Genomic DNA, 26,632 nt, shown 5'->3' on the forward strand with positions numbered 1-26,632 from the left:
GTGGTATGGACAGCGCAGAGGATCTCCCGGCGCGGGCCGACCTGCACGCCGTGGGCGGTGCCTCGGTCGTCGAGACCTCTGCGCGCTGGTGGCACCTGGCGTTCTATCTCTGCTTCGCGGGCACCGCGGTCTTCTACGCCGTCGTCATCCCCTGGCCTGAGGCGCTGCTGGCGCTCGCCCCCTTGGCCGTCATCGTCGTCGCCTACTCGGTGCTCGTCATTCCCGACTGGCCGCCGCCGAACCGCGGGCGCGCCTATGTCCTCATCGTCATCGTCTGCTTCGTCGTCGCCACGATGCTGACTCCCTACGGCGCCTTCATGTACTTCTTCGCCCTCGGCCACATCTGGATGTTCTCCGGCGGACTGCGCGAAGTGGTCATCGCCTTCATCGTCCTCGCCGCGGGACTCACCGCGGGGATCGGCATCCGCACCGGAGGTCTCGATCCCGTCGATGTCTTCCTCCAAGTGGTGGTCCCGTGCGCGGCGAGCTTCGCCATGGGGCTGTGGATCGATCGGATCATCAGGCAGAGCGAGGACCGTGCCGAGCTGCTGCGGACGCTGCGGCGCACCCAGGACGAGCTCGCCCGCGCCCATCACCTCGCCGGGGCGGCGGCGGAGCGGGAGAGGGTCGCCCGCGACATCCACGACACCCTCGCGCAGGGCTTCACCTCGATCGTCCTCCTCTCCGAAGCCGGACTCGACCAGGTGCGCCGGCCCGCCGAGGCGGAGGCAACCCTGCGCGCGATCCGTCGGGTCGCCCACGACAACCTCGGCGAGGCCCGAGCGCTCGTCCAGTCCGGCCAGCAGCGGTGGGACGACTCCGCGTTCCTCGGGGCGCTCGAGCGCACATGTGCCCGAGCGCAGACGGTGAGCCCCGGCCGGATGGAGGTGCGGGCCGTCATCGACCAGTCCGCGACCGGACTCGACGTCAATGAGAAGATCATGGTCCTCCGCGGCCTCCAGGAGGCACTGGCGAACGTCCTCAAGCACGCCGAGGCCGCCTCGGTGACGGTGACCTTCACCGCTGATGAGGACACAGCGCGCCTGAGCGTCAGCGACGACGGCATCGGCTTCGATCCCGCCGCCGACCGGGGCGCGACCGACGGACACGGCCACTTCGGACTGCCCTCGATGCGGCAGCGCGCCGCCGAGATCGGCGCGGACCTCGCCATCGCCTCCCGGCCCGGGCAGGGCACCCGCCTCGACATCACGGTCGCGCGCACCGGAAGTGAGGACGGACATGCCTGATGTGCGAGTGATCCTCGCCGACGATCATCCGGTCGTGCGCAGCGGCCTCGTCGCGCTGCTGGCCGCGAAGGACGGCATCGACGTCGTCGCCGAGGCGGGTGACGGGCAGGAATGCCTCGCCGCGGTGGCGCGCCTGAGCCCCGACGTCGTGCTCATGGATCTGCGGATGCCCCGCCTCGACGGGGCCGCGGCGACCGCGGCGATCACCTCGGCGCATCCGGCGACGAAGGTCGTCGTCCTCACCACGTACGACGAGGACGCCGACATCGTCCGCGCGGTCGAGGCCGGTGCGGTCGGCTATCTCCTCAAGGACAGCGGTGCCGACCAGATCGTGCGTGCGGTGCGGGCTGCCGCGCGCGGGGAGACGGTGCTCGCGCCGCGGATGGCGACGACCCTGATGAACCATCTGCGCGCGCCGTCCGGGCCGGCGCTGTCACCGCGGGAGATCGAGGTCCTCGGCGGGGTCGGCGAGGGATTGAGCAATGCCGAGATCGGCAGGCGCCTCCACATCACCGAGGCGACGGTGAAGACCCATCTCGTGCGCGCGTTCGCGAAGCTCGGCACGCAGGATCGGACGCGCGCGGTGCTCGAGGCGATGCGGGCTGGGTACCTCCCCGGACCGTAAGGTCGCGGGCGGGGTCGGTGCCGCCCGCCGAGCCTTCCATCCACGATGCGGAACACGATCGCGGAAACGGTCGACCGCCTCGGCGATCGTCGGTCCTAGACTCGAACCGACCGTGACCGGACGATGAAAGGCGGCGCCGTGGCCGAAGCAGTCCTCGATCTGCGCGCAGTGACGTTCCGGCGCGGGGCGACGAAGATCCTCCACGGCATCGACCTGCGGATCGAGCGCGGCGAGCACTGGGTGCTGCTCGGGCCGAACGGGGCAGGGAAGTCGACGATCCTCTCGTTCGCCGGCGCCCAGGTGTTCCCGACCTCGGGGACCGTCGACGTCCTCGGGCAGCGGATGGGCCGGGTCGAGCTCGCGGCCCTGCGCCGGCACATCGGCCACGTCAATCCGCGCCATCCGCTGCGGTCGAACCTGCCCGTCCGCGACGTCGTCCTCACCGGTCTGACCGGGACGATCGAGCGACCTCTGCGCTGGGAGCCGACCGCCTCCGACCTCGCGCGCGCCGCTGCGATGCTCGCCGAGGTGGGGCTGACCTCCCGTGCCGACGCCGGGTGGCAGGTGCTGTCCCAGGGGGAGCGGGGTCGCGCTCTCGTCGCCCGGGCGCTCATCGCCGACCCCGAGCTCCTCCTCTTCGACGAGCCGACCACCGGACTCGATGTCGCCGCCCGCGAGCAGCTGCTCGAGACGATCGATGCCCTGTCGGTGACCTCGCCGGAGCTCACCACGCTGCTCGTCACCCATCATCTTGAGGAGATCCCCGAGACGACCTCGCACGCCGTGCTCATCTCCCGCGGCAGGCTCACGGCCGCTGGACCGATCGACGCGGTGCTCACCACCGAGGCGGTCTCGACGGCGTTCGAGCACCCGATCGCGGTCGGGCACGCCGACGGACGCTGGTCGGCGCGAACGGTGCGGGCGCGAGTGTGACGACGCTCCCTGCCTGACGACGCGGCTCACCTCTCGGCACGACCCGCGGCGATCCGACAAGGGGTCTGGCCAAGCCGGCCGCGGACGGGCAGACTGTGGGCACGGGCATGCTCAGCCCGACACGCAAGGGAAGTGAGGACGCCATGGGACACCACAAGAACAACGACGAACTCCGCGAAGAGCGCTTCGAGCAGGAGCAGCACCGCCAGGATCTGCGCGACGAGGTCTTCGCCGAGACGGACGGCGACGTCGACGACTCGGGTTCGCAGGATGAGCGCCGCAAGGAGGGGCTGCCGGCAGAGGAGTGACTGACGTCCGCCCCGGGGTGGGTCACCTCGGGGCGGGTCACCCCGCAGCGCATTGCGGCCGGCTGCCGCGGCGACCTAGGCTGGACTCATGAAGATGAGCACAGTCTGGAGCGTCGTCGGCGCGGTTCTCGCGATCATCATTGCCTGGTGGCTCGTCAATGCCGTGTTCTCGATCGCCTGGTTCCTCGTCAAAGCCCTCATCGTCGTCGCGGTCGCGACCGTCGTCTACGCCTTCCTCAAGGGCGCATTCCGCGCGAAGGACCGGCAGTAGCCGCACCCCGGCACCCGTGGAGACCATTCGCGCGGCCAGCGTCGTCATCGTCGACGAGCATGCTCGTGTGCTGCTCGTCCAGCGCGGCCGGGATCCCGGCCGCGGAAAATGGTCGGTGCCCGGCGGCAAGTGCGAGGCCGGGGAGACCTTCGCCGAGGCGGCCGCCCGGGAAGCGCGCGAAGAGACCGGTCTCGACGTGCGCGTCGACCGCGAGCTCTGGTCGCTGACGATCCCCGCGGCAGACGGCCGCGAATACGACGTCCACGACTTCGCGGCCACCGTCATCGGCGGCGTTCTTCAGGCCGGTGACGACGCCGCCGACGCCCGCTGGTTCACCAACGCCGAACTCGACGCCCTCGACCTCACCGATGACCTCGCCGGTTATCTGCGTCGGGCGCGGGTCTTCGACCCTAGGTGAGATCGCCGAGGCCGGTGTTCGCTCCGCAGAGGACGACCGCGACCTTCTCGCCGGGTTCCGGCGTGTACCCGCCCGAGCTGTGGACCCCGGCGAGCGCGGTCGCCGCCGCGTGCTCGACGACGAGTCGGTGCTCGGCCCACAGATGACGGCGGGCCGCGATGATGTCCGGATCGCTGACGAGCACCGAGGTGACGAGGTCGGTCTGCGCCGCCGCGAGTGCGAGCGGCGTCGCGCACCGTGCGCCGAGGGAATCGGCGGCGACGGAATCGACGGTGACGTCGACGGGAGCACCGGCCTCGAGCGCGGCATTGAAGGCGCGCGACCCCTGCGGTTCGACCGCAACCGTGCGCACCCCGTGGAACGTCGCCGCCGTCGCGACCCCGGCGAAGAGTCCGCCCCCGCCGACCGAGACGACGACGGTGTCGAGATCGGGCACCTGGGCGAGGATCTCCGTGAACACCGTGCCGGCGCCCGCGGCGATGAGCGGATCGTCGTACGCATGGGACGCCAGCGCTCCCGACGACTCAGCGAACTCCGCGCAGGCCGCGGCCGCCTCGGCGTACTCCGATCCGACGAGCCGGACATCGGCGCCGTAGGACCGCAGCCGGTCGACCTTGACGGCCGGGGCGGTCTCGGGCACGAAGACGGTCGCCCGCACCCCGGCCTCCCGGGCGGCCCACGCGCACGCGAGGCCGGCGTTCCCACCGGAGGCGATCGTCACCCCGGCGGCGGGGAACGAGCCATCGTCGAGGTGGGCACGGATGAAGTTCTGCGCACCGCGGGCCTTGAAGGTCCCCGTGTACTGCATGAACTCGAGCGCGAAGTAGAGCCCGGCGGCCGCGGGGTCGGCGGTCGGCAGCGCCACCCACGTCGCCCCGGTGTCGGTCTCGGCCTCGGGGCGACGGCCGTGCTGCGCGGCGGCCACGGACACCGCGCGCACGCGACCGGTGATCCGCTCGGCGGCCGCTTCGATGTCGGGATAGTCGAGCCGGGTGCGGGTGGGCTCGGTCATGGGCGCCTCCTCGGTGATCGTCACTGACGTGTCTCTCCACCCTAGACGCACGGGATCGAATCGCGGATCGGGCCGGGTGCTGAGGTGGCACGGCTACGGTCGGCCGCCTCGGCGCAGATCACGCTGTGGGCGAGGATCCCGCTGTGGACGATCCCGCGTCAGTGGTGCTTGGGCACGCGCAGCGGGGTGCCCTTCGTCTCCTTGACGAGGCTGACGCCGATGAGCGAGATGACGCAGACGATGGTGAGGTAGATCGCGATCGACAGGGAGTTGCCGGTCCGCGCGAGCAGGGTCTCTGCGATGGTCGGGGCGAACGCGCCGCCGAGGATCGCGCCGAGCGCGTAGCCGATCGACACGCCCGAGTACCTCACCTGGGGCGGGAACATCTCCGCGTACATCGCCGACATCGGGCCGTAGCTCAGACCCATGCCGACGGTGAGGACGAAGATGCCGATGCCGTACATCCAGATGTTCGCAGCGTCGATCATGAGGAACGTCGGGATGAGCCAGAGGATGAGGAGGATGTAGCCGATCTGGAAGGTGCGCACGCGCCCGAGCCGGTCCGACAGCGCCCCGCCCCACATCGTGAAGATCAGCCAGCCGAAGCTCGCGAGCGTCGTCGCCAGCAGCACCGGCGCGCGGTCGAGGCCGACGGTGCCGCCCTCGGCGATGGGGCGTGAGGCGTAGGCGGCGAAGAACGCGATGATCATGTAGCCCACGGCGTTGTTGCCGATGAAGATGATCGCCGAGAGCACGACCTCCTTCGTGTTCTTCCTGAACAGGGTGCCCAGCGGGGCCGAGGATTCGGCGCGGCGCTCGGCGAGTTCGGCGAAGACGGGGCTCTCCTCGACCTGTTTGCGGATGTAGTAGCCGACGAGGACGAGGACGACGGAGAAGAGGAACGGGATCCGCCAGCCGAAGCTCGCGAACTGCTCGGGCGTGAGGACCGTGGTGAGGATCCAGATGACGCCGGTCGCGAGGATCATGCCCACGGGCACGCCGATCTGCGGGTAGGCCCCGAAGATGCCGCGCTTGGCATCGGGGGCGTGCTCGACGGAGAGCAGCGCCGCCCCGCCCCATTCGCCGCCGGCGGAGAATCCCTGGAGGATCCGCAGGAGGGTGAGCAGGATGGGGGCGGCGACGCCGATCGCCGCGTACGTCGGCAGCAGACCGATGAGCGAGGTCGCCGCGCCCATGAGGATGAGTGTGAGGACGAGCATCCGCTTGCGTCCGATCCGGTCACCGAGGTGGCCGGCGATGATCGCGCCGAGCGGGCGGAAGAGGAACGAGATCCCCAGGGACGCCCACGCCATGATCTGGCCGAGCGCCGGATTGTCGGCGGCGAGCGGACCGAAGTACTGCACCGAGAGGATGAGGCCCGCGGCCTGCGCGTAGATGAAGAAGTCGTACCACTCGATGGTGGTGCCGACGAGGGTGCCGGCGAGGACTTTGCGCTCCTCGCGGGTGATCGGCGTCGCCGATGGTGTCGTGGTGGACATGGGTGATCTCTCCGTTGAAATCCGGGGCCCGCAGGTCGCAGGGTCCCTGCCGGTCTCCGGTGAGCGGCGAGGAGGCGACCTTTGGTGACTGTTTGGTCAGTTAATACGGATGATCATAGTCCACCGAGGTGACCCGCACCACCCGCGTTAACCCCGATGACAATTACCGACCGATTGGTTAGTATATGGACTGATCGGTGAGCTCGGACACACATTCCGGGCCAGGTTCGGAAACCATCACGTCCGGGCCGCGTTCGGGTGCGGATCCGGGCGCTGAACAGTCGACAGCGGCGACGGGGCACGAGCGGCCCCGAGCGTCGAGAATGCGGGAGACCCCATGACCGAGACCCTGAGCTCCTTTGCCGCCGGCACCTGGCACACCCCGGCCGACGACGCCGGGGCGCGCGATGTCCGCGATGCGACGAACGGGCAGCTGCTCCACCGCGTGTCCTCCGACGGCATCGACTTCACCGCCGTCGCCGACCATGCGCGCCTCGTCGGCCTCCCCGCCCTGCAGAAGCTGACGTTCCACCAGCGCGGCGTCATCCTCAAGCAGCTCGGCGCATACCTCATGGAGCGCGCGAAGGACTACCACGAGATCTCGTTCACCACGGGCACGACGAAGCGCGACGCGTTCGTCGACATCGAGGGCGGCATCGGCACGCTCTTCACCTACTCGGGCGTCGCACGCCGTCAGATGCCGAACACGACGGTCCTCCTCGACGGCGATGTCGAGCGCCTGTCGAAGAACGGCACCTTCGTCGGCCGCCACATCCTCACCTCCCGTCAGGGCCTGGCGCTGCAGATCAACGCGTTCAACTTCCCCGTGTGGGGCATGCTCGAGAAGTTCGCCCCGATGTTCGTCGCAGGTGTCCCCGTCGTCGTCAAACCCGCGACCGATTCCGCGCACCTCACCCGCGCCGTCGTCGCCGACATCATCGCCTCCGGACTCCTGCCCGAAGGGGCGGTTCAGCTCGTCACCGGCGACATCTCCCCGCTCTTCGACGAGCTCGCCGAACAGGACACGATCGCGTTCACCGGCTCGGCCGGCACCGCCCGTCGCCTCGCGTCGCTGAACTGCGTCACCGAGCGCGGCACCCGCTTCTTCGCCGAGGCGGACTCGCTCAACTTCTCCCTGCTCGGTCCCGATGCCGCTCCCGGCACCCCGGAGTTCGATCTCTTCGTCGACGGCGTCGTCGCCGAGATGACCGTCAAGGCCGGGCAGAAGTGCACCGCGATCCGCCGCACCTTCGTTCCCGCCGAGCACGCCGAGGCGGTCGGGGAGGCCCTGACGGCGAAGCTCGCCACCGTCACCGCGGGCGATCCGCGGGAGAGGTCGACGAAGCTCGGCCCCGTCATCTCCGACAAGCAGCGCGGTGACGTCCTCGACGCCGTCGATGAGATCGTCGCCGGCGGCGCCCACCTCCTCACCGGCGGCCGCGAGGCCTCCGATGCCCTCGCCGCCGAGCTCGGCGGATCGTTCATCGCCCCGACCGTCCTCCAGGCCGACGACTCCTGGGTCGACGCCGTCCACGACATCGAGGCCTTCGGTCCGGTGACGACGCTCATCACGTACTCGACCCTCGCCGAGGCGGTCGACCTCGCCGCGCGCGGGCGCGGGTCCCTCGTCGGTTCGGTCGTCACCCACGATCCCGCGTTCGCCGCGGAGTTCGTGCGCGCCGTCGCGCCGTGGCATGGTCGCATCCTCGTCCTCGACCGCGATGACGCCGAGGAGTCGACGGGACACGGGTCCCCGCTGCCCACCCTCGTCCACGGCGGGCCCGGCCGCGCCGGCGGCGGCGAGGAGATGGGCGGTCTGCGCGGCGTCACGCACTTCATGCAGCGCACCGCCGTCCAGGCCTCCCCGGACATGCTCACCGCGATCGGCGGGGAGTGGGTGACGGGAGCGGAGCGCCGCCTCGGCGACCATCCGTTCACGAAGTCGCTGGCGGACCTGCGCATCGGCGACGCCCTCGAATCGGAGTGGCGGGAGGTCACGCTCGAGGACATCGCGCACTTCGCGGAGTTCACCGGGGACACCTTCTACGCGCACACCGACGAGGAGGCCGCAGCGGCCAACCCGTTCTTCCCGGGTCGCGTCGCCCACGGCTACCTCATCGTCTCCTTCGCCGCCGGCCTCTTCGTCCAGCCGGATCCCGGCCCGGTGCTCGCGAACTACGGACTCGAGGGCCTGCGCTTCGTCACCCCCGTCTCCCCAGGTGACAAGCTCAAGGTGACGCTCACGGCCAAGCGCATCACCCCGCGCGAGACCGACGAATACGGTGAGGTCCGCTGGGACGCCGAGGTCGTCAACCAGGACAACGAGCCCGTCGCGAACTACGACGTCCTCACCCTCGTCGCGAAGGAGTGAGGGCAGGCGCGGGTGCTCAGGCCCGCGCTTCGTCCTCGGCGGGGACCTCGGGATTGCGGATGCCGGCCAGGGACACGAGCCCGCCGGCGATGAGGAGGACCGCCACGAAGACGGCCGCGCGGTGGAAGCCGGTGAGATCGATGGCCCCGCCGACGATGACGCCGACGATGGCGATGGTGATGAGGCCGGCCACGCGCGAGATCGCATTGTTCACGGCACTGGCGATGCCGCTGCGCTCCTCCGGGATCGCCCCGAGGACTGTCGAGGTCAGCGGGGAGACGGTGGCGGCGAGTCCGAGGCCGAAGACGATCATCGCCGGCAGCACCTGCCACCAGTAGTTGAAGTCCTCGCGGACGAGGAGCAGCATGAGCGACCCGACGCCCATGAGGATCGGACCGAGCGCCATGAACAGGCGCGGACCGAAGCGTCCGGCCAGGCGGCCGCTCGTGGAGCTGAAGAGGATCATCATGATCGTCGTCGGCAGGCTCGCGAGACCGGCGGCCGTGGCCGTCAGCCCGGCCTCCTCCTGGAGGTAGATGGCGACGACGAAGCCGTTGAGCGACAGGGCTCCGTACATGAGCGTCGTCGTGATGTTGCCGACCCAGAAGTTCCTGGCTCGGAAGAGATCGAGCGGCAGGATCGGATCGGTCACCCGCCGTTGGCGCAGCAGGAACAAAAGGAAGAGGGCGGCCCCGCCGAGGAGGGTGATCGGAATGAGCGGATTGCCCCACCCCAGCCGGGGCTGTTCGATGAGGCCGAAGACGAGGCCGCCGAGTCCGAGGATGGAGAGGATCGCCCCGAGGATGTCGATGCGGGCGTCCGGGCGGTGGGGCGGATCGGGCACCTTGCGCAGCAGCCACAGCGTGATGGCGATCGGGACGACGTTGATGAGGAACGCGAACCGCCAGCTCGCGAAGTCGACGAGGACACCGCCGATGAGCGGGCCGACGATCATCGCGCCGGTGGTCAGCGCGGTCCACGTGCCGATGGCCTTCGCGCGGGCAGCACCGGAGAAGTGGGCGCTGATGAGTGCGAGCGAGCTCGGCACGAGGAAGGCCCCGGCGGCACCCTGGAGCATCCGTGCGATGATGAGGATGAGCGGGTCGGGGGCGAGCGTGATGATCACCGAGGCGATGCCGAACCCGATGAGGCCGATGACCATCACCCGGCTGCGCCCGTAGGCGTCGCTGATGGAGCCGGCGACGAGCATGATGGCCCCGAGCGTGATGAAGTAGCCGTCGACGACCCACTGCTGGGTGACGAGCCCGCCGCCGAGTTCACGGTCGATCGCGGGCAGGGCGACGTTGACGATCGTGCCGTCGAGGAACGCCACGAACGAGGCGAGCACGGCGATCCACAGGATGCGAGAAGTCACCCTGTCAGAGTACGCCCTGAGGCAAGGCTGTTTGAGTTCTGTCGTGGCGCGTGACGTGGTGCGACTCGCACCCCGGACTTCAGGTCGCAGAGTGTCGATTTTTCTGCCCGCCATCGACACTCTGCGACCTGAAGACGGCGGATTCGCGGCTGCCTCACTTCGGGGGCGGGGCCTCCAGGCCGGTGAACGCCATCGCCGTCACTGCCTCGGCGATGGTCTCGGGGTCCACGGGGTAGCCGGGGCGGTACCACTCGGTGATCGAGTTGACCATGCCGAAGAGCAGGCGGGTGACGAGGCCGGGCGGGAAGTCCGCGCGGATGCCGCCCTCGGCGATCGCCTCGGCGACCAGCGCCCGGATCTTGTCGTCGATGCCGCGCCGCTGTTCGAGGGCTTCGCGTTCGACCTCGGAGTTGCCGCGCACCCGCAGGAGGAGGGTGACGGAGTGGTGGTATTCGATGAGAATGAGGACGCTGGCGTGGACGGCGAGCCGCAAGCGCTCGAGGGCGTCGGTGTCGGTGCGCCGGCTCTCGGTCTCGACCGCCGAGTCGAGGGCGCTGATGCCGCGGTTGATCGCCAGCCGCAGCAGCTCCTCCTTCGACTTCACATGGTGGTAGATCGCCGACTTCGTGATCCCGAGCTCGCGGGCCACGGTGTCCATCGACGTCCCGTCGTAGCCGCGGAGGACGAACACCTCGGTGGCCTTGTTGATGAGCGTCTCCCGGTCGTAGCCGGGACGGCCACGGCGCGGACGCGACTGTGTGGCCGCCTCGGCGACGATGCCACCGGCACCAGCCCCGCCAGCGGCACTCCCACCGGCACCAGCCCCGCCGGCGGCCTCATCGACAGGACCCCTGCGGGCAGCCGGAGGCACGACGGCCTCCTCAGCCGAGGTCGGCTGAGTCTGTGCAGGTGACGGGCTCTTGGACATGCGCACCAGTCTAATCAGCGAGGCGAGGCCGCTGCCGCGACACGGGTCACATCCGCCTCAGCGGATGTTCTCGCGGCGGTCGATGATGCGCTTGAGCTTGCCGACCGAGCGCGGCAGTGACCCGGGATCCTTGACGTCGACGGTCGAGGAGACGCCGAGGCGCTCCTTGATCCGCCGCGCCACGCGGCTGCCGAGCCCCTCACGTTGGGTCGCGTCGACGCCCTCGCGGCACTCGACCTCGACGGTCACCTCGTCCATCCGGCCCGGGCGGGTGAGGACGAGCTGGAAGTGCGGGCTGAGGTGCTCGAACTCGAAGAGCACGGACTCGACGTTGGCGGGGTAGACGTTGACGCCGCGGATGATGATGAGGTCGTCGGAGCGGCCGGTGATGCGGGAGATGCGGCGGAAGTTCGGGTGGGCGGTGCCCGGCAGCAGGCTCGCGAGATCGTGCGTGCGGTAGCGGATGATCGGCAGCGCCTCCTTCGTCAGGGAGGTGAAGACGAGTTCGCCCTCCTCGCCGTCGGGCAGCACCTCGCCGGTGAAGGGGTCGACGATCTCGGGGTAGAAGTGGTCCTCCCAGATCGTCGGGCCGTCCTTGGTCACCGCGGATTCGCAGGCGACGCCGGGGCCCATGACCTCGGAGAGGCCGTAGATGTCGACGGCGTCGATGTCGAAGGACTTCTCGATCTCGCGGCGCATCTCGTCCGTCCACGGTTCGGCGCCGCAGATCGCGACCTTGAGGCTCGTCGAGGTCGGGTCGATGCCCTGCCGGTGGAATTCGTCGAGGATCGTGAGCAGGTAGGTCGGGGTGGCGGTGATGATGTCGGGCTGGAAGTCCTGGATGAGCTGGACCTGGCGCTCGGTCTGTCCGCCGGAGATGGGGACGACGGTGAAGCCGTGGCGTTCGGCCCCGTGGACGCCGAGTCCGCCGGTGAAGAGTCCGTATCCGTACGCGTTGTGGAGCATCTGGCCGGGGCGTCCGCCGGCGCCGATGATCGAGCGGCGGATGAGGTCGCTCCACACGTCGAGGTCGTTCTGCGTGTATCCGACGACGGTCGGCAGTCCGGTGGTGCCCGAGGAGGCGTGGATGCGGGCGACGTTGTCGCGGGGGACGGCGAAGAGCCCGAACGGGTAGTTCTCCCGCAGGTCCTGCTTGCTCGTGAACGGCAGCTTCGCGATGTCGTCGAGACTGGTGATGTCCGCGGGAGTGATGCCGAGCTCGTCGAAGGCCTTCCGGTAGAAGGGGACCTTCTCGTAGACGGTGGACACCGTGGTCGTGAGGGTGGCCAGCTGATGAGCGCGCAGCTCATCGAGGCTCATCGTCTCACCGGCGTCGCTGGCGGTGGCGGTCATCGTGGTCTCCTGGCGGGTGTGTCGAATGGCGTGTGGATGTCCTGGAGCGCCGAGGTGGCGGCGCGTCGCGGGCGGCACCGGGTGAGCGCGGTCCGCGGGGTGAGGGTCAGGGGGCGGCGTCGGGCTTCGGGGCAGGAAGGGTGCGGGAGCGGCCGCGGTAGACGGCGATCGTCTCGTCGCCGCGCTTGACCTCGACGTCGTAGATGCCGGAGCGGCCCTGCCGGACGACCTCGCGGCCGTGGGCGACGAGTTCGTCGCCGACGCGGGTGGGCTTGAGGAAGGTGATGTCTCCGCCCGAGGCGACGGTGACCGATCCGGGGTAGTTGCAGGCCATCGCGAACGTCGTGTCGGCGAAGAGGAAGATGTAGCCGCCATGGGTGATCTCGTGCCCGTTGGCCATGATGTCGGTGACCGTCATCGAGCACTGCGCCCATCCGGGTCCGTGATCGTCGAGAGTGATCCCGAGGTGCTGGGAGGCGCGATCGTTGGCGTACATCGCCGCCGCTCCCGTGTGCGCTTCATTGCCGATGCCGGGCGCGGTGCGCTCGGGTGAGCCGGCTGTGCTCGCCGAGGCAGCCGGAGCCGGGGGAGCGGCCGTGTTGGTGCGGGCGGTGTTCGTCGCGTCGATGTCGGCATGTGCCATGTCGGGCTCCTCCTCGAGTCGCTGCGCTGCGAGGCGCGGGCAGGGTCGCCGTCTCAGAGGTGCCGCACGGCGGCATGAGAATAAACGACCATCTGGTCAATAAATATCGTTGTGATCGGCGTCTCTGTCAAGTCAGCGAGGAGGTGGCTGCACCCCGAGTATCGCTGACGGACGACGCTGTCACTGGTTCGCGACGGAGCTCTGCTGCTGAGACCCCGATGCCTGAGAACTCTGCTTCTCGAATGAGCTCGGCAGCGGGAACTTCTCCGAGAGGAACCAGTGCATGATCTCATCGAGGTGCTCCTGGGCCTCAGGGGTGGAATCCGTGTCATTGAGGCAGAGGACATCGAGGTTTCTCCGCCGCAGCAGTCGACGCATGTAGAGCTCGGCGTCGGGCCGCGAGATGTCCATGTAAGCGTAGCGAATGGGCGAATCGATCGCCTTGCCCCGTGCGTAGGCGTGGAAGTGATAGAGCGCCGAGGAGATCGAGTAGTCATCGGGATGCCGGAACTTCGACTGGGCGACATGGTCGAACAGCTGTTGATACTCGGCTTCGAAGTCGGACATCACCGACTTCAGCTGCGGGTGGGGTGTGTGCTTGAACTTGTTGCCGACCCGCCGACCGTGCTCGTTGAGCATGAAGTCACGCCCGTGTTTGGCCGCCGACAGCACCGGCATGTCCCGTGCGCTCGCCTCGGAGAGGTCGAGTGGGGCCGTCGACGGGAAGAAGCGGGACAGTCCGTTGCCGGTGAAGAAGAGCTCTGGGCTGGTGGGGCGCATGAAGAACAGGTCGTCATTCATGTAGATGTACTTCTCGCTCAGCCCCGGAATGTGGTGCATCTGCGATTCGATCGCGTGCGAATTGAAGACCGGGAGGTTGCCCTGGTCGGAGAAGATGTCCTTGTGGTCGATGACCGTGATCTTGGGGTGATCGGTGTCGAGCCAGTCAGGGACCTGGGCGTCGGTGATGAGATAGATGTGGTTGACCCAGCTCGCGTAGGCCTCGACCGACCGCAGTGAGTAGAGAAGCTCCTGCCGATCGGCGAAGCGCGATTCCGAGACCGCCGTCTCGTTGATCTGTCCCTCGCTGAGGTCGCCTTGGGCGCGCAGCTTCTTCGCTCGCCATTCGGGGTCGGAGCCGTCGACCCAGGTGTAGACGAGATCGACGGGGTCCGGAACGCCGTAGAGATCGGGGGCATCCGGCAGGATCGTGTGGTTGTCGTTGGCCAGGGACGCAGCCCAGACCTCGGGAGTGAAGTATTCGACGAGGGTGCGCGGCTGCTTCGCCACTCGGTGCAGGGTCCCCGGAATGTGCGTCGACCCGTCCACGCGTCGGCGTCGGGGCCCGAGGTCGGTCCATGCTTCGACGATGACGCCTTCGAATCCGGTGCTCAGCACGCGTCCGTTCGGCGCGACGACGCGGCGGTGGAGAATCATCGTCGCCACGGCGAAGGGGTCGCGGCGCTGTTTGCGCGGACTCGCCGACGCCCACGAATAGTATCGGCGGTACTGCGTCCAGCCCTCCGATGCCCGCAGCGAGGTGAGCGCCTCGAGTGCGTGCCGGGTCTGTGACTGCGGAATGACCAACCGCGCGCGATCCCGCGCGCGCCGCGGAAGCTCGACGAAGTCGACGCCGGCCGCTCTGAAGGCCGATCGCACGGCATCGAGGTTGCGCTGCTGAGCGGCGACGCTGTTGTGGACTTCGGTGGCGACGACCTGTGGTTGATGCGCCAGACTCGGCCGGAGCGTGGTGCGGATCCGCTGCTGCCAGTCCTTCTCGCCGTGACGGACCTCCGACAACCACAGCTTCTGGTCATTGCTGAGGAGATCGATCGCCTTCCTGCGAGTCCGCCGAGCGAGGATTCTCATCGCTTTACGACGACTGTTCACTGGCAGTACCTCCGCAGGTCATTGTCACGTCACTTTCAATTTAATGCGAAGTCATCTTTGCACCGCGGATTGACACGGGCAAATCAGATGTAGTGGATCACAGGAATAGTCGGAGTCAGAGCTGTAGTCCGACAGGAAGGGCCGGAAAGCAGCAATACTTGCCGACTGCTGGCGGCTGCCCATGCTCCCCGAGGTGGATCCCGCTCGATATTCGGCACGGAATCGAGCGGGATCCACCTCGGCGGGCATCCTGGGCGCAGGGTGCCCTATTGCGTGCGGGCGTGGGGTATGCCACACTGGTGGAGAACTTTACAGAACAAATGGTCAGTAAATGGTCCGATGGAGTGGTCATGACAACTGAAGCACAGCTCGAGGCGCAGTTCGCCGACACGATCGAAGCCAAGGATCGCATCGAACCGCGCGACTGGATGCCCGAGGCCTACCGCAAGACGCTCATCCGGCAGGTCGCGCAGCACGCGCACTCGGAGATCATCGGCATGCAGCCCGAGGGCAACTGGATCACCCGCGCCCCCTCGCTGCGCCGCAAGGCGATCCTGCTGGCCAAGGTCCAGGACGAAGCCGGCCACGGCCTCTACCTCTACTCCGCCGCCGAGACCCTCGGCGCCAGCCGCAACGAGCTCACCGAGAAGCTCATCGCCGGCAAGCAGAAGTACTCGTCGATCTTCAACTACCCGACCCTGTCGTACACCGATGTCGGCACGATCGGCTGGCTCGTCGACGGCGCCGCGATCTGCAACCAGGTGCCCCTGTGCCGGACCTCCTTCGGCCCCTACGGTCGCGCGATGATCCGCGTGTGCAAGGAGGAGTCCTTCCACCAGCGCCAGGGCTACGAGCTGCTCATGACGATGATGCGCGGCACCGACGAGCAGCGGGAGATGGTCCAGGAATCTGTCAACCGCTTCTGGTGGCCGGCGCTGATGATGTTCGGACCTCCCGACGACGACTCCCCGAACACCGCGCAGTCGATGGAGTGGGGCATCAAGACCCACACGAACGACGAGCTGCGCCAGAAGTTCGTCGACATGTCGATCCCGCAGGCCGAGGCCCTCGGCGTGACGTTCCCCGACGAGAACCTCAAGTGGAACGAGGAGCGCGGCCACTACGACTTCTCGACGCCGGACTGGGACGAGTTCTGGTCCGTCGTCAAGGGCAACGGTCCCTGCAACGACCAGCGCATCGCCCACCGCAAGCGCGCGTGGGACGAGGGCAAGTGGGTCCGCGACGCCGCGCTCGCCTTCGCTGAGCAGTCCGCCGAGGCGACCGCCGCCTCAGCCCCGTCCGGCACTGAGACCCCCGCCGCCGGCACGATGACCGAGGAGACCGCGAAATGACCGACACCACCTCGGCGAACACCCCCAGCGCCCGCGGAGAATGGCCCCTCTACGAGGTCTTCGTCCGCGGCAAGCGCGGCCTCAACCACGTCCACGTCGGCTCCCTCCACGCCCCCGACGACCAGCTCGCGCTCCGCCATGCCCGCGACGTCTACACCCGCCGCAACGAAGGCGTGAGCATCTGGGTCGTGCGCTCGGCCGACATCACCGCGTCGAGCCCCGACGAGAAGGACCCGATGTTCGCCCCCAGCGGCGACAAGGTCTACCGTCACCCGACCTTCTACGACATCCCCGACGATGTCCCGCACATGTGAGTGACGAGCAGATGACGAACGAACCCAACGCCCCCAAGGTCCACGTCGAACACGACGAGGCCGGCACCACCGTCGACCACGACTCGCACGAGAGCGCTTACTCCGGCCTGCTCGTCAACGACGCCCACTGGGCCTTCGGCACCGACTTCGAGGACCCGCTGGCCGGCGTCGACACGACCGTGCCCGAGGGCGTCGACCCGGCCGCGCTCGCCGCGTACTGCCTCATGCTCGGCGACGACGCCCTCGTCTTCTCCCAGCGCATCTCCGAGTGGTGCTCGAACGCCCCCGACCTCGAGGAGGACATCGCGCTCGCGAACATCTCCCTCGACCTCCTCGGTCAGGCCCGTCTCCTCCTCGCCCGCGCCGCCGCTGCCGACCCGAGCCTCGTGCCCGCGCTCCCGGCCTCCTCGCCGGTGCCCGACGAGGACCGACTCGCCTACTTCCGCGACGACATGGCCTTCCGCAACGTCCGGCTCGCGGAGGTGCCCAACGGTGACTTCGCCGAGGCGGTCGCGAAGATCCTCATCTACTCGACCTGGCGCCTGGCGATCTTCGAGCGCCTGACGGACAGCCGCGACTCCGTGCTCGCGGCGATCGCGGCCAAGGGCGTCAAGGAGATGTCCTACCACCGCGACTTCTCCGCCCGCTGGGTCCTCACCCTGGCCCGCGGCACCGAGGAGTCCCGGACCCGGCTGCTGGCCGCCCTCTCCGGCCTCTGGCCGCTGTGGGCCGAGCTCTTCGAGACGCACCCGACCGAAGCGGCCGTCGCCGCGGCCGGCATCGGCGTCGACCCCGCCGCGGTCGAGGACGAGGCCGGGGTCATCCTCGACCAGGTCTTCGCCGCCGCCGGCATCGACCGTCCCGACCGCGGGGCGCTCGCCGGCGTGCGCGGCAAGAAGGGCCGCGACGGCCTCCACACCGAGGCGCTCTCGCGCATGCTCGCCGAGATGCAGGTCGTCGCTCGCGCCCACCCGGAGGGGCAGTGGTGACCGCGATGCCCCTGACCCCGCTCACCGACGGCGCCGAGGCGGTCGACCGCGCCCGTGCCGCCGCCGCTCGCGTCACCGACCCGGAGATGCCGATGCTCACGCTCGTCGACCTCGGCGTGCTCCGGGACGTCACCGTCGAGGACGATCACGTCGTCGCGACGATCACCCCGACCTACTCGGGCTGCCCGGCGATGGCGACGATGCGCGATGACCTCCAGCGCGAACTCCAGGACGCCGGCTTCCCCGATGCGGAGATCCGCGTCTCGCTCACCCCTGCATGGTCGAGCGACTGGATCACCGAGGAGGGACGGGCCGCCCTCGCCGGTGCCGGGATCTCCCCGCCCGGGCAGGCTCCCCGTCGCCAGGGTCCGGTCGCCCTCACCCTCATGCCGACCCGCCGCGCCATCGTCTGCACCCTGTGCGGATCCGACGATGTGGCACTGACCTCGGAGTTCGGGCCCACCGCGTGCAAGGCGATGTACCAGTGCCGCACCTGCCTCGAACCCTTCGAACACGTCAAGGAGATCTGAGATGACCGACACGCTCGGTGCGAACGCGCCGACCTCCGCCGCCTCTCAGTCCGGTGACCGCACGGGCTTCCATCCGCTCACGGTCGCCTCCGTCGACCACCTCACCGAGGACTCCGCGGCCGTGACCTTCGACGTGCCCGCCGACCTCGCCGATCTCTTCGACTTCGCCGCCGGCCAGTCGCTCACCCTGCGCCGGATCATCGACGGCGTCGAACACCGCCGCACGTACTCGATCTGCGCCCCGGCGGGCACCGCCCCGCGCATCGGCGTGCGCGAGATCCCCGACGGACTCTTCTCCCGGTGGCTCGTGCGCGACGTCCGCCCCGGTGAGACGATCGACGTCCAACCGCCCAGCGGCAGCTTCCAGGCCGATCCCAGCCTCGGCGGGAAGCACCTGTGCATCGCCGCCGGCTCCGGGATCACCCCGATGCTCTCGATCGCCACGACCGTGCTGGCGAACCCCGAGGCGTCGGTGACCCTGCTCTACGGCAACCGGTCGACGAACACCGTGATGTTCGCCGAGGAGCTCGCCGACCTCAAGGACGCGCGCAACCAGCAGCTCGACCTCGTCCACGTCCTCTCCCGCGAACCCCGCGAGGTCGACCTCTTCTCCGGCCGCCTCGACGCCGACAAGCTGCGGCAGCTGCTGACCATGCTCGTGCCCATCGACGACGTCGACCACGTGTGGCTGTGCGGGCCCTTCGGCATGCTCAGCGACTCCCGTGCTGTCCTCGATGAACTCGGGGTGCCGAAGGAGAAGGTCCACTTCGAGCTCTTCTACGTCGACGAGCCCCCACCCGAGGTCGTCCACGCCGACAAGGTCCTCGAGGGGGCGACCTCCGAGGTCACGGTCATCCTCGACGGACGACGGACCACCTCGGCGATGTCGCAGGGCAAGACGATCCTCGACTCCGCACAGGAATCGCGGTCGGACCTGCCGTTCGCATGCAAGGGCGGCGTGTGCGGAACCTGCCGGGCCAAGGTGTGCGCCGGTGAGGTCGACATGGTCCGCAACTACGCCCTCGAGGACGCCGAGGTGGCCGCGAACTTCGTGCTCACCTGCCAGACGTTCCCCGTCAGCGACGACGTCACCATCGACTTCGACTCCTGAGCCCGATTCCGCAGAGTGACCCGTCCGGACGTCCGGACGGGCACCGCGCTACGATCATCACGTCTGACCCGAGAATAAGGAGCACCATGCCTGAGGCTTTCATCCTTGACGGACTGCGCACCCCCATCGGCCGCTACGGCGGAGTGCTCGCTGATCAGCGGCCCGACGATCTCCTCGCCACGACGCTCAAGGCCGTCGTCGACCGCACCGGGATCGACCCGGCGGACATCGACGAGGTGATCATGGGGGCCGCGAACCAGGCCGGTGAGGACAACCGCAACGTCGCCCGCATGGCCGTGCTGCTCGCCGGACTGCCCGTCTCCGTGCCCGGCTTCACCGTCAACCGCCTCTGCGCCTCGGGCCTGACCTCGATCATCCAGGGGCGGGCGATGATCGCCGCCGGCGATGCCGACGTCGTCGTGGCCGGCGGTGTCGAATCGATGACCCGCGCCCCGTGGGTGACCGAGAAGCCCTCGCGGGCCTGGGCGAAGCCCGGCAAGACCTTCGACACGTCGATCGGCTGGCGCTTCCCCAACCCGCAGTTCGACGCGGACACGACGCTGTCGATGCCGGAGACGGCCGAACGCGTCGCACAGCGCTGGAACCTCACCCGCGAAGAGCTCGACGCCTTCGCCTACGCCTCCCACCAGAAGGCGCTCGCGGCACAGGCTGCGGGGAAGTTCGACCCGGAGATCATGCCCGTAGGCGACGTCACCGCCGATGAGGGCCCGCGCGCCGACACGACCCCGGAGAAGCTCGCGAAGCTGCGCACCCTGCACGGCCCCGACAGCGTCATCACCGCCGGCAACTCGTCGTCGCTCAACGACGGTGCGGCCGTGACGATCCTCGTCTCCGACCGCTACGCGGAGAAGCACGGCCTCGACCCGCGCGCCCGCGTCGTCGCCGGCGCCAGCGCCGGAGTGCCGCCGGAGATCATGGGCATCGGTCCCGTGCCCGCCTCGGAGAAGGCGCTTGCGCGCGTCGGCTGGAGCGTCGACGACCTCGACGCCGTCGAGCTCAACGAGGCCTTCGCCTCCCAGTCGCTCGCCTGCATCCGCGACCTCCACCTCAACCCGGAGATCGTCAACGAGTTCGGCGGGGCGATCGCGCTCGGCCACCCGCTCGGCGCCTCGGGCACCCGCATCACCCTCACCCTCCTCAACCGCCTCGAGCAGGGCGAGGAGAAGCGCGGACTCGCGACGATGTGCGTGGGCGTCGGGCAGGGCTCGGCCGTCCTCCTGGAACGCGCATGAGCGAGACGACCGGCGCGGGCGCAGGGTCCACGGCGCACCCTGGCGAAGGGTCCGCGGCGCACACGGGCGCAGAGTCCGCCGCGGGCGGGGACTCTCCGCTGCTCATCGAGCGCGGGGAGAACCGGATGATCGTCCGGCTCAACCGCCCCGAGGTGAAGAACGCCATCGACCTGACGATGGTCGAGGCCCTCCACGAGGTGTGCGCCGAGCTCGAAGCACACCCGCAGGTCGCGATCCTCACCGGCACCGGCGGGACGTTCGCCGCCGGGGCCGACATCGGACAGCTGCGCGAACGCCGCCGCGACGACGCCCTGGCCGGGATCAACTCGAAGATCTTCAGCCGCATCCTCGACCTGCCGATGCCCGTCATCGCGCTCGTCGACGGCTACGCCCTCGGCGGCGGGGCCGAACTCGCGTTCGCCGCCGACTTCCGCATCGGCACCCCGAGCACGAAGATCGGCAACCCCGAACCCGGCCTCGGCATCCTCGCCGCCGCCGGTGCCGCCTGGCGCCTGCGGGAGCTCGTCGGGGAGCCGCGGGCCAAGGAGATCCTCCTCGCCGGACGCACCCTCAACGCCGATGAGGCCAGGGCCATCGGTCTCCTCAACGACGTCGTCGACCCCGATGAGCTCGAGGTCGCCGGGGAGGCGCTCGCCGAGCGGATCGCGAGCTTCGCGCCCCTGGCCGTGCGGCTGACGAAGTCGGCGTTCCACGCCCCCCGTGAGGCCCACCCCCTCATCGACAACATCGCCCAGGCGGTGCTGTTCGAAACCGACGAGAAGTACGCGCGGATGGATGCGTTCCTCGCCCGCCGCGACGCGAAGAAGCAGGCGAAGAGAGAGGCTGCAGACGAGTGAGCGACGAGACGACGACCCCCGCCGGACCCGGAACCGCAGTCGCTGGGACCGTGCCGGCGACCGCCTCGGCGAATGACCGCGCCCAGGTGCCCGACACTGTCGGCGTCTACGGCGGAGGACGGATGGGGGCGGGCATCGCTCACGCCTTCGCCACCGCCGGGGCCCGCGTCATCGTCATCGAGAGCACCGAGGACACCGCGGCCGCGGCCCGTGAGCGCGTCGACGCCTCGATCGCGAAGTCCGAGGCCAAGGGCATCGCCGTGCCCGGCCGGGTCGACGTCGTCCGCGACCCGACCCTCCTCGACGAGGCGCTCCTCGTCGTCGAGGCCGTGCCCGAGGACGCCGAGCTCAAGCGCACGATCCTCGCCGCGATCGCGAGGTACGCCCCGGCGGCGAGCATCGGCACGAACACGAGCGCTCTGTCGATCGACGAGCTCGCCTCCGCCCTGCCGCGCCCGCAGGCGCTCATCGGCCTCCACTTCTTCAATCCCGTGCCCGTGTCCGACCTCGTCGAGATCGTCGTCGGCTCCCAGACCTCACCCGAACTCGTCGCCGCGGCGACGAACTGGGTCGCGGCCCTCGGGAAGACCCCGATCACGGTGACCGACTCGCCCGGGTTCGCCTCCTCCCGCCTCGGCGTGGCACTCGCCCTCGAGGCGATCCGCATGGTCGAGGAGGGTGTCGCGAGCGCCGCCGACATCGACACCGCGATGACGCTGGGCTACCGGCATCCGGCGGGCCCGCTGAAGACGACGGACATCGTCGGCCTCGACGTGCGCCTCGGCATCGCCGAGCACCTCGAACGCGAACTCGGACCCCGCTTCGCCCCGCCCCAGCTGCTGCGCGACAAGGTCGCGGCCGGGGAGCTCGGACGCAAGACCGGCAAGGGCTTCTACGAATGGTGACCTGGAGGAACAGCCGATGACCGAGATCAGACTCAATGTCCGCGGACCGCTCGCCGAGATCGTCCTCGACGGACCCGACTCCCGCAATGCGCTGAGCGCCGACAACCTCGGTGAGCTGGCCGCAGCCGTCGGCAAGGTCGCCGAGGCGACGCCGGGCATGCGCGCCCTGCTGCTGCGCGGGGAGGGGAAGGTCTTCTCCTCCGGACGCGACATCTCCGCCGTCGACGTCGCCACCGACGATGCGTATGCGTTCCTCGAGGAGTCGTTCACCCCGGTGTTCCGCGCGATCCGCCGCCTGCCGATCCCCGTCGTGGCGCAGGTCCAGGGGGCCGCGCTCGGGCTCGGCTTCGGCATCGCCGCGGCCGCCGACATCATCTACGCTGCCGATGATGCGAAGTTCGGCTCGCCGTTCGCCGCGATCGGCGCGATGCTCGACTCCGGCGCCCACCACGTGTTCCTCGACCGCGTCGGCTACCACCGGACCATGGATCTCATCGTCACCGGTGACTTCATGACCGGCGCCGAGGCGGCCGCCACGGGGATCGTCTCCCGTGCGGTGCCCGCGGCCGAGCTCAGTGACTTCGTCGCTGAGAAGCTTCAGCGCATCGTCGCCGGACCCGCCGAGGCGTATGCGATGGAGAAGAGCTTCGTGCAGAAGCTCGTCGACGACCGCCCGCGCATCGCCGAGGTGCTCGAGGCCGAGGCGAAGCTGCAGGAAGCGGCCCGGCAGACACCGGACTACGTCGAGGGATTCCGCGCCTTCCAGGAGCGTCGCACCCCGAACTTCGGCTGAGCCGTCACTGCGGCGAGGCGCTGCCCGGGTCCGGTCCCTCGGGCGGTGGCGCGGGGTCGGGGTGCCGGGTGCCGCGCCAGCGCCGGAAGGACACGATCGTCAGGCCCCCGACGAGGAGCCACGCCACGCCCACGGCGATGCCGTTGGGGATCGTCGGGTCGCCGATGAACGCCCCGATCGCGACGAGGGAGAGCTGGCCGGGCAGGGATGAGATGACGGTGGCGATGACGAACGTGCGATTGTCGATCCCGAACGCCCCGCTGCCGTAGTTGACCGGCCAGTACGGGAAGCCCGGCATGAGCCGGAGTGTGGCGACGGCGTAGAGGCCACCGCCGTGGAGCTGGGATTCGACCGCCTCGGCGTGGGAGCCGAGCATCTTGGCAGCCGTCTGCCGCCCGAGCACCCGGGCGATCCAGTATCCGGCCCACCCGCCGAGGACGACGCCGATCATCGACAGCAGCGTGCCCAGCGGCAGGCCGAACGCGAGGCCGCCGGCGACGGCGACGATCGTCACCGGGATCGGGGTCGCCGCGACGACGGTGTAGAGCAGGACGAAGAAGCCGGCGCCCCAGACCCCCGCCTCGGCGATGTCCTCCCGGAGGTCACCGGGTCCGGGAAGGTGGACGTTGAGGACGAGCCACAGCCCGGCGAGGATGACGAGCGCGAGAGCGAGATTGCGCAGGATCGAGCCCCAGGGAAGGCGCGGGCGACCGCGCCTGGCGGGTCCGGGATTCGTCAGCGGCACGGGTCGAGTGTACGCCTCGGTCCCGGGCGGTCCCGCCTCGGCTCACACGGCCAGGAGTGCGAGGCCGACGGCGACGAGGGAGTAGAAGACGCTGACGGAGAGGATGAAGATCCGCTCGGAGATGCCGAAGACCTTCGGCCGCAGGACCGTGACGATGAGGACGAGGACGCTGATAGCCAGGGAGAGCGCCGCGATCCAGCCGATGACGGTGAGTGCGGTGCCGAGCCACGCGGGTCCGGCGGCGGTGAAGAAGCGCGAGAAGTTGCCCATGCACGCGTAGCTGATGGCGAACCATGCGATCGCCAGTACGTAGTGGAGGCGGCCGATGAGCGTCGGCGCCTCACCCTCGAGGGTCGTCGGGGCGAACGGGAGGACGGCGAAGATCACGGCGAGGACGATGAGGGCGACGACGATGCCCGTGGCGTCCGGCCAGTCGGGGACGCCGGTGGCCACCGCGGCGGCGAGCAGTGCCCAGAAGATCGCGGTCAGCCACGTCATCACGCTGCTCAGCCGCCTGGTCGGACCGACCGCGTAGTCGCTGACGGCATGGCCGACGATCGTGTAGTCGCTCGGCACGAGGTGCAGGGCGATGAAGACGCCGAGGCGGGCGAGGCCGAAGACGAGCGCGAGAAGGGCAAGGGTCAGTGCCATGGGTGCTCCTGAGGATCGGTGTGGGGGCGGGGTGCGGGAGGCGCAGCTGGTCAGCCGGCGGGAGGCGCGGCCGGTCAGCCGTCGGGGTGGCGGATGGTGCGGACCTCGTCATGGAGGTCGCGGATCGTGCGCGCGAGGTCCTGCGGATCGAGGCCGATCGCGCGGGCGTTGTCGTCGAGGGAGGTCCCGAGCAGGCGACCGCAATGGTCGGCCTTGGCCGCTCCCGCCTCGGTGAGGTGGAGTTCGCGTCGATTGCCCGAGCCCTTGGCTGCCTGGTTGTCGACGAAGCCGGCGCGAAGGAGGGCCTTGACGATGCCCGATCCGGCCGCCTCGGTGACGCCGAGCGCCGTCGCCAGGGTCCGTCCGGTGATGCCGGGATGCTGACCGAGGATGACGAGGGCGACGTACTGGTTGTAGGTGAGGCCCTCGGGCGCGAGGATCCGCTCGGCCGACCGGTCGAGGGTGCGGACGAGATCGTGGAGTTCGAAGGCGAGGTCCATGGCACTAAGTTAAGCACTTAAGTTAATGGCTCGCAAGGGGGTCCACTCGATGGGCTCACGGAATGCGACAGCGGCCCCGCCGCGGATGCCGGATCCGGGGCGGGGCCGCCTGTGAGGTGGGGCTGTGTGGTTCGGTGCTGTGCGGTTCGGTGCGGGCCCGGCGTCAGCCGGTGAAGATCGCGACCGCCCTGATGACGGTGAGGGTCAGCCCCCAGGCGAGGCCGCCGACGACGACGACGGTGAGGCCGGTGCCGATGACCTTGTACGCGCCGCCGGTGGGCGACTGCGGGGAGCCCTCAGCGGGAACCGATGACCACGATTCTGATGCGCTCATGAGTCTGTCTCCTTCCTTGAGTCGGTCAGTCGTTCTTCGGGGCGGTTGCCGTCGACGGGTTCGCGCCGCTCGACTCCGGTTCGAGGTACTTGTCGTTGACCGGGCGGACGAGGAGGTTCGCGACGAAGCCGATCGCCAGGGCCCCGACCATGATGAACATGCCCGGCGTGTAGAGCTCGGGTCCGGTCCTGCCGGCCTTGTCACCGGCCTCGACGACCGAGTTGACGATGAGCGGTCCGGCCACACCGGCGGCCGACCAGGCGGTGAGCAGGCGACCGTGGATCGCACCGACCTGGTAGACGCCGAAGAGGTCGCGGAGGTAGGCGGGGATCGTCGCGAAGCCGCCGCCGTAGAAGGAGATGATGAGCAGGGTGGCGACGACGAAGAGGACGATCGACCCGCCGCCGAAGAGTGCGACGACGAGGTAGAGGAGCGCACCGCCGCCGAGGTAGATCATGTAGTTGTTCTTCCGGCCCAGGTAGTCCGAGGTCGTCGACCACACGAAGCGACCGGCCATGTTGCCGATCGAGAGCAGGCCGACGAAGCCGGCGGCCGCAGCCGCGGTGATGCCGAAGTAGGCCTGGATCATCGGGGCGGCGTTCTCGAGGATGCCGATGCCGGCGGTGACGTTGAGGAAGAGGACGATCCACAGCAGCCAGAACTGCGGGGTGCGGATCGCGTTCTTCGCCGAGACGTTGCCCGTCGTCTGCAGGGGCTTCGCCTTGATCGTCGAGGGGTCGAATCCCTCGGGCTTCCAGTCCGGGTGCGGCACGCGGATGACGTAGGCGCCGGCGGCGATGACGACGGCGTAGACGACGGCGAGGGTGAGGAACGTCGGTGCGAGGCCGGCGACGAGGTTCTGCGGCTCGGAGCCGCCGCCGTAGAAGGCCATGAGCGCGTTCGACATCGGGCTGGCGATGAGCGCACCGCCGCCGAAGCCCATGATCGCCAGGCCCGTGGCGAGGCCCGGGCGGTCCGGGAACCACTTCATCAGCGTCGAGACCGGCGAGATGTAGCCGATGCCCAGTCCGATGCCGCCGACGAAGCCGTAGCCGAAGTAGACGAGCCACAGCTGGCCGGTCATGATGCCGAGGGTGGCGATGAGGAAGCCGCCGACCCAGCAGGAGCCGGCCGCGACCATCGAGGCGCGGGGCCCGGCCTTCTCGACCCAGGTGCCGAAGATCGCCGAGGAGATGCCGAGCATGAGGATCGCGATCGAGAAGATCCAGCCGATCGAGATCTCACCGGCGTCGAAGCGCGACATGAACGGGATCTTGAAGACGCTGAATGCGTAGACCTGGCCGATGCACAGGTGGATCGCCAGTGCTGCCGGCGGCATCAGCCAGCGGTTGAAGTCCATCGGCGCGATGATCGCCGAGCGGGAGAGTACGGAAGCCATGAGGACCCTTTTCGTCTGCGCCGCGT

28 protein-coding genes are annotated in these 26,632 nt (G+C 69.3%); 16 read left to right on the forward strand and 12 right to left on the reverse strand.

Annotated elements, in window-relative coordinates; all coding sequences use genetic code 11:
- Window positions 1–5: 5 nt before the first annotated feature.
- The 6 genes from ABD154_RS03555 to ABD154_RS03580 all read left to right on the forward strand — a co-directional run bounded on the left by ABD154_RS03555 (window position 6) and on the right by ABD154_RS03580 (window position 3,802).
- A complete protein-coding gene (locus tag ABD154_RS03555; protein WP_198500186.1) occupies window positions 6–1,247 on the forward strand; it encodes a sensor histidine kinase in 1,242 nt (413 codons plus the stop codon).
- On the forward strand, window positions 1,240–1,872 hold the full coding sequence (locus ABD154_RS03560) for a response regulator (RefSeq protein WP_198500187.1): 633 nt from the start codon (window positions 1,240–1,242) through the stop codon (window positions 1,870–1,872). The genes ABD154_RS03555 and ABD154_RS03560 overlap by 8 nt, the downstream gene beginning before the upstream one ends.
- Before the next feature lie 138 nt (window positions 1,873–2,010).
- Window positions 2,011–2,805: an ABC transporter ATP-binding protein gene (locus ABD154_RS03565; RefSeq protein WP_249120956.1), complete on the forward strand. Its 795-nt coding sequence runs from the start codon at window positions 2,011–2,013 to the stop codon at window positions 2,803–2,805.
- A gap of 143 nt (window positions 2,806–2,948) precedes the next feature.
- A complete protein-coding gene (locus tag ABD154_RS03570; RefSeq protein WP_171006963.1) occupies window positions 2,949–3,113 on the forward strand; it encodes a hypothetical protein in 165 nt (54 codons plus the stop codon).
- An 88-nt stretch (window positions 3,114–3,201) separates the two neighbouring features.
- Window positions 3,202–3,384, forward strand: a complete 183-nt coding sequence (locus ABD154_RS03575) for a hypothetical protein (protein WP_211978434.1) — start codon at window positions 3,202–3,204, stop codon at window positions 3,382–3,384.
- A gap of 16 nt (window positions 3,385–3,400) precedes the next feature.
- Window positions 3,401–3,802 carry an NUDIX domain-containing protein gene (locus ABD154_RS03580; RefSeq protein ID WP_211978433.1) on the forward strand — a complete coding sequence of 134 codons (402 nt, stop codon included), beginning with the start codon at window positions 3,401–3,403 and terminating at the stop codon, window positions 3,800–3,802.
- Here the strand turns inward: ABD154_RS03580 and ABD154_RS03585 are convergent.
- The gene (locus ABD154_RS03585; protein ID WP_211978432.1) at window positions 3,795–4,814 is read right to left on the reverse strand and encodes a serine/threonine dehydratase; all 1,020 of its coding nucleotides are present in this window, start codon (window positions 4,812–4,814) and stop codon (window positions 3,795–3,797) included. The genes ABD154_RS03580 and ABD154_RS03585 overlap by 8 nt on opposite strands.
- A gap of 158 nt (window positions 4,815–4,972) precedes the next feature.
- Window positions 4,973–6,313 (reverse strand): MFS transporter, encoded by a 1,341-nt coding sequence (locus ABD154_RS03590; protein ID WP_211978431.1) that lies wholly within the window; start codon window positions 6,311–6,313, stop codon window positions 4,973–4,975.
- A gap of 337 nt (window positions 6,314–6,650) precedes the next feature.
- On the opposite strand from ABD154_RS03590, the gene paaZ reads away from it, so the two are divergent.
- Window positions 6,651–8,684, forward strand: coding sequence for a phenylacetic acid degradation bifunctional protein PaaZ (gene paaZ, locus ABD154_RS03595; protein WP_211978430.1), 2,034 nt, complete (start codon window positions 6,651–6,653; stop codon window positions 8,682–8,684).
- A 16-nt stretch (window positions 8,685–8,700) separates the two neighbouring features.
- On the opposite strand, the gene ABD154_RS03600 is transcribed toward paaZ, so the two are convergent.
- The 5 genes from ABD154_RS03600 to ABD154_RS03620 all read right to left on the reverse strand — a co-directional run bounded on the left by ABD154_RS03600 (window position 8,701) and on the right by ABD154_RS03620 (window position 14,852).
- Entirely contained in the window at window positions 8,701–10,059 is a 1,359-nt protein-coding gene (locus tag ABD154_RS03600) for an MFS transporter (RefSeq protein ID WP_249120955.1), read from the reverse strand.
- A gap of 154 nt (window positions 10,060–10,213) precedes the next feature.
- Window positions 10,214–10,987 (reverse strand): TetR/AcrR family transcriptional regulator, encoded by a 774-nt coding sequence (locus ABD154_RS03605; RefSeq protein ID WP_211978428.1) that lies wholly within the window; start codon window positions 10,985–10,987, stop codon window positions 10,214–10,216.
- Between the two features lie 57 nt (window positions 10,988–11,044).
- Window positions 11,045–12,340 carry a phenylacetate--CoA ligase PaaK gene (gene paaK / locus ABD154_RS03610; protein ID WP_211978427.1) on the reverse strand — a complete coding sequence of 432 codons (1,296 nt, stop codon included), beginning with the start codon at window positions 12,338–12,340 and terminating at the stop codon, window positions 11,045–11,047.
- 106 nt (window positions 12,341–12,446) lie between these two features.
- A complete protein-coding gene (gene paaI, locus ABD154_RS03615) occupies window positions 12,447–12,983 on the reverse strand; it encodes a hydroxyphenylacetyl-CoA thioesterase PaaI (RefSeq protein ID WP_249120954.1) in 537 nt (178 codons plus the stop codon).
- 180 nt (window positions 12,984–13,163) lie between these two features.
- A complete protein-coding gene (locus tag ABD154_RS03620; protein ID WP_211978426.1) occupies window positions 13,164–14,852 on the reverse strand; it encodes a stealth family protein in 1,689 nt (562 codons plus the stop codon).
- A gap of 371 nt (window positions 14,853–15,223) precedes the next feature.
- On the opposite strand from ABD154_RS03620, the gene paaA reads away from it, so the two are divergent.
- The 9 genes from paaA to ABD154_RS03665 all read left to right on the forward strand — a co-directional run bounded on the left by paaA (window position 15,224) and on the right by ABD154_RS03665 (window position 22,977).
- A complete protein-coding gene (gene paaA / locus ABD154_RS03625) occupies window positions 15,224–16,225 on the forward strand; it encodes a 1,2-phenylacetyl-CoA epoxidase subunit PaaA (RefSeq protein ID WP_344250127.1) in 1,002 nt (333 codons plus the stop codon).
- Complete coding sequence (paaB, locus tag ABD154_RS03630; RefSeq protein WP_211978424.1) at window positions 16,222–16,539, forward strand: 1,2-phenylacetyl-CoA epoxidase subunit PaaB; 318 nt, start codon at window positions 16,222–16,224, stop codon at window positions 16,537–16,539. Before paaA ends, paaB begins: the two co-directional genes overlap by 4 nt.
- A gap of 11 nt (window positions 16,540–16,550) precedes the next feature.
- Window positions 16,551–17,528 carry a 1,2-phenylacetyl-CoA epoxidase subunit PaaC gene (gene paaC / locus ABD154_RS03635; RefSeq protein WP_198500203.1) on the forward strand — a complete coding sequence of 326 codons (978 nt, stop codon included), beginning with the start codon at window positions 16,551–16,553 and terminating at the stop codon, window positions 17,526–17,528.
- Between the two features lie 5 nt (window positions 17,529–17,533).
- A complete protein-coding gene (gene paaD / locus ABD154_RS03640) occupies window positions 17,534–18,058 on the forward strand; it encodes a 1,2-phenylacetyl-CoA epoxidase subunit PaaD (RefSeq protein ID WP_198500204.1) in 525 nt (174 codons plus the stop codon).
- A 1-nt stretch (window position 18,059) separates the two neighbouring features.
- Window positions 18,060–19,169: a 1,2-phenylacetyl-CoA epoxidase subunit PaaE gene (gene paaE / locus ABD154_RS03645; RefSeq protein ID WP_211978423.1), complete on the forward strand. Its 1,110-nt coding sequence runs from the start codon at window positions 18,060–18,062 to the stop codon at window positions 19,167–19,169.
- Window positions 19,170–19,255: 86 nt separating this feature from the next.
- Window positions 19,256–20,422 (forward strand): thiolase family protein, encoded by a 1,167-nt coding sequence (locus tag ABD154_RS03650; RefSeq protein WP_211978422.1) that lies wholly within the window; start codon window positions 19,256–19,258, stop codon window positions 20,420–20,422.
- A gap of 125 nt (window positions 20,423–20,547) precedes the next feature.
- Window positions 20,548–21,279 carry an enoyl-CoA hydratase/isomerase family protein gene (locus ABD154_RS03655; RefSeq protein ID WP_249121093.1) on the forward strand — a complete coding sequence of 244 codons (732 nt, stop codon included), beginning with the start codon at window positions 20,548–20,550 and terminating at the stop codon, window positions 21,277–21,279.
- Window positions 21,280–21,329: 50 nt separating this feature from the next.
- Window positions 21,330–22,184 carry a 3-hydroxyacyl-CoA dehydrogenase family protein gene (locus ABD154_RS03660; RefSeq protein ID WP_282959881.1) on the forward strand — a complete coding sequence of 285 codons (855 nt, stop codon included), beginning with the start codon at window positions 21,330–21,332 and terminating at the stop codon, window positions 22,182–22,184.
- Window positions 22,185–22,200: 16 nt separating this feature from the next.
- The gene (locus ABD154_RS03665) at window positions 22,201–22,977 is read left to right on the forward strand and encodes an enoyl-CoA hydratase/isomerase family protein (RefSeq protein WP_211978419.1); all 777 of its coding nucleotides are present in this window, start codon (window positions 22,201–22,203) and stop codon (window positions 22,975–22,977) included.
- A 4-nt stretch (window positions 22,978–22,981) separates the two neighbouring features.
- On the opposite strand, the gene ABD154_RS03670 is transcribed toward ABD154_RS03665, so the two are convergent.
- The 5 genes from ABD154_RS03670 to ABD154_RS03690 all read right to left on the reverse strand — a co-directional run bounded on the left by ABD154_RS03670 (window position 22,982) and on the right by ABD154_RS03690 (window position 26,606).
- Window positions 22,982–23,722 carry a TVP38/TMEM64 family protein gene (locus ABD154_RS03670; RefSeq protein WP_249120953.1) on the reverse strand — a complete coding sequence of 247 codons (741 nt, stop codon included), beginning with the start codon at window positions 23,720–23,722 and terminating at the stop codon, window positions 22,982–22,984.
- Window positions 23,723–23,764: 42 nt separating this feature from the next.
- A complete protein-coding gene (locus tag ABD154_RS03675; protein WP_211978418.1) occupies window positions 23,765–24,373 on the reverse strand; it encodes a DUF998 domain-containing protein in 609 nt (202 codons plus the stop codon).
- Window positions 24,374–24,447: 74 nt separating this feature from the next.
- A complete protein-coding gene (locus ABD154_RS03680; RefSeq protein ID WP_211978417.1) occupies window positions 24,448–24,873 on the reverse strand; it encodes a MarR family winged helix-turn-helix transcriptional regulator in 426 nt (141 codons plus the stop codon).
- A gap of 163 nt (window positions 24,874–25,036) precedes the next feature.
- Window positions 25,037–25,207, reverse strand: a complete 171-nt coding sequence (locus ABD154_RS03685; RefSeq protein ID WP_198500212.1) for a hypothetical protein — start codon at window positions 25,205–25,207, stop codon at window positions 25,037–25,039.
- A 25-nt stretch (window positions 25,208–25,232) separates the two neighbouring features.
- Window positions 25,233–26,606, reverse strand: coding sequence for an OFA family MFS transporter (locus ABD154_RS03690; protein ID WP_211978416.1), 1,374 nt, complete (start codon window positions 26,604–26,606; stop codon window positions 25,233–25,235).
- Window positions 26,607–26,632: the final 26 nt, after the last annotated feature.

It is taken from the genome of Brevibacterium sanguinis, assembly GCF_039528855.1.
GTDB lineage: Bacteria > Actinomycetota > Actinomycetes > Actinomycetales > Brevibacteriaceae > Brevibacterium > Brevibacterium sanguinis.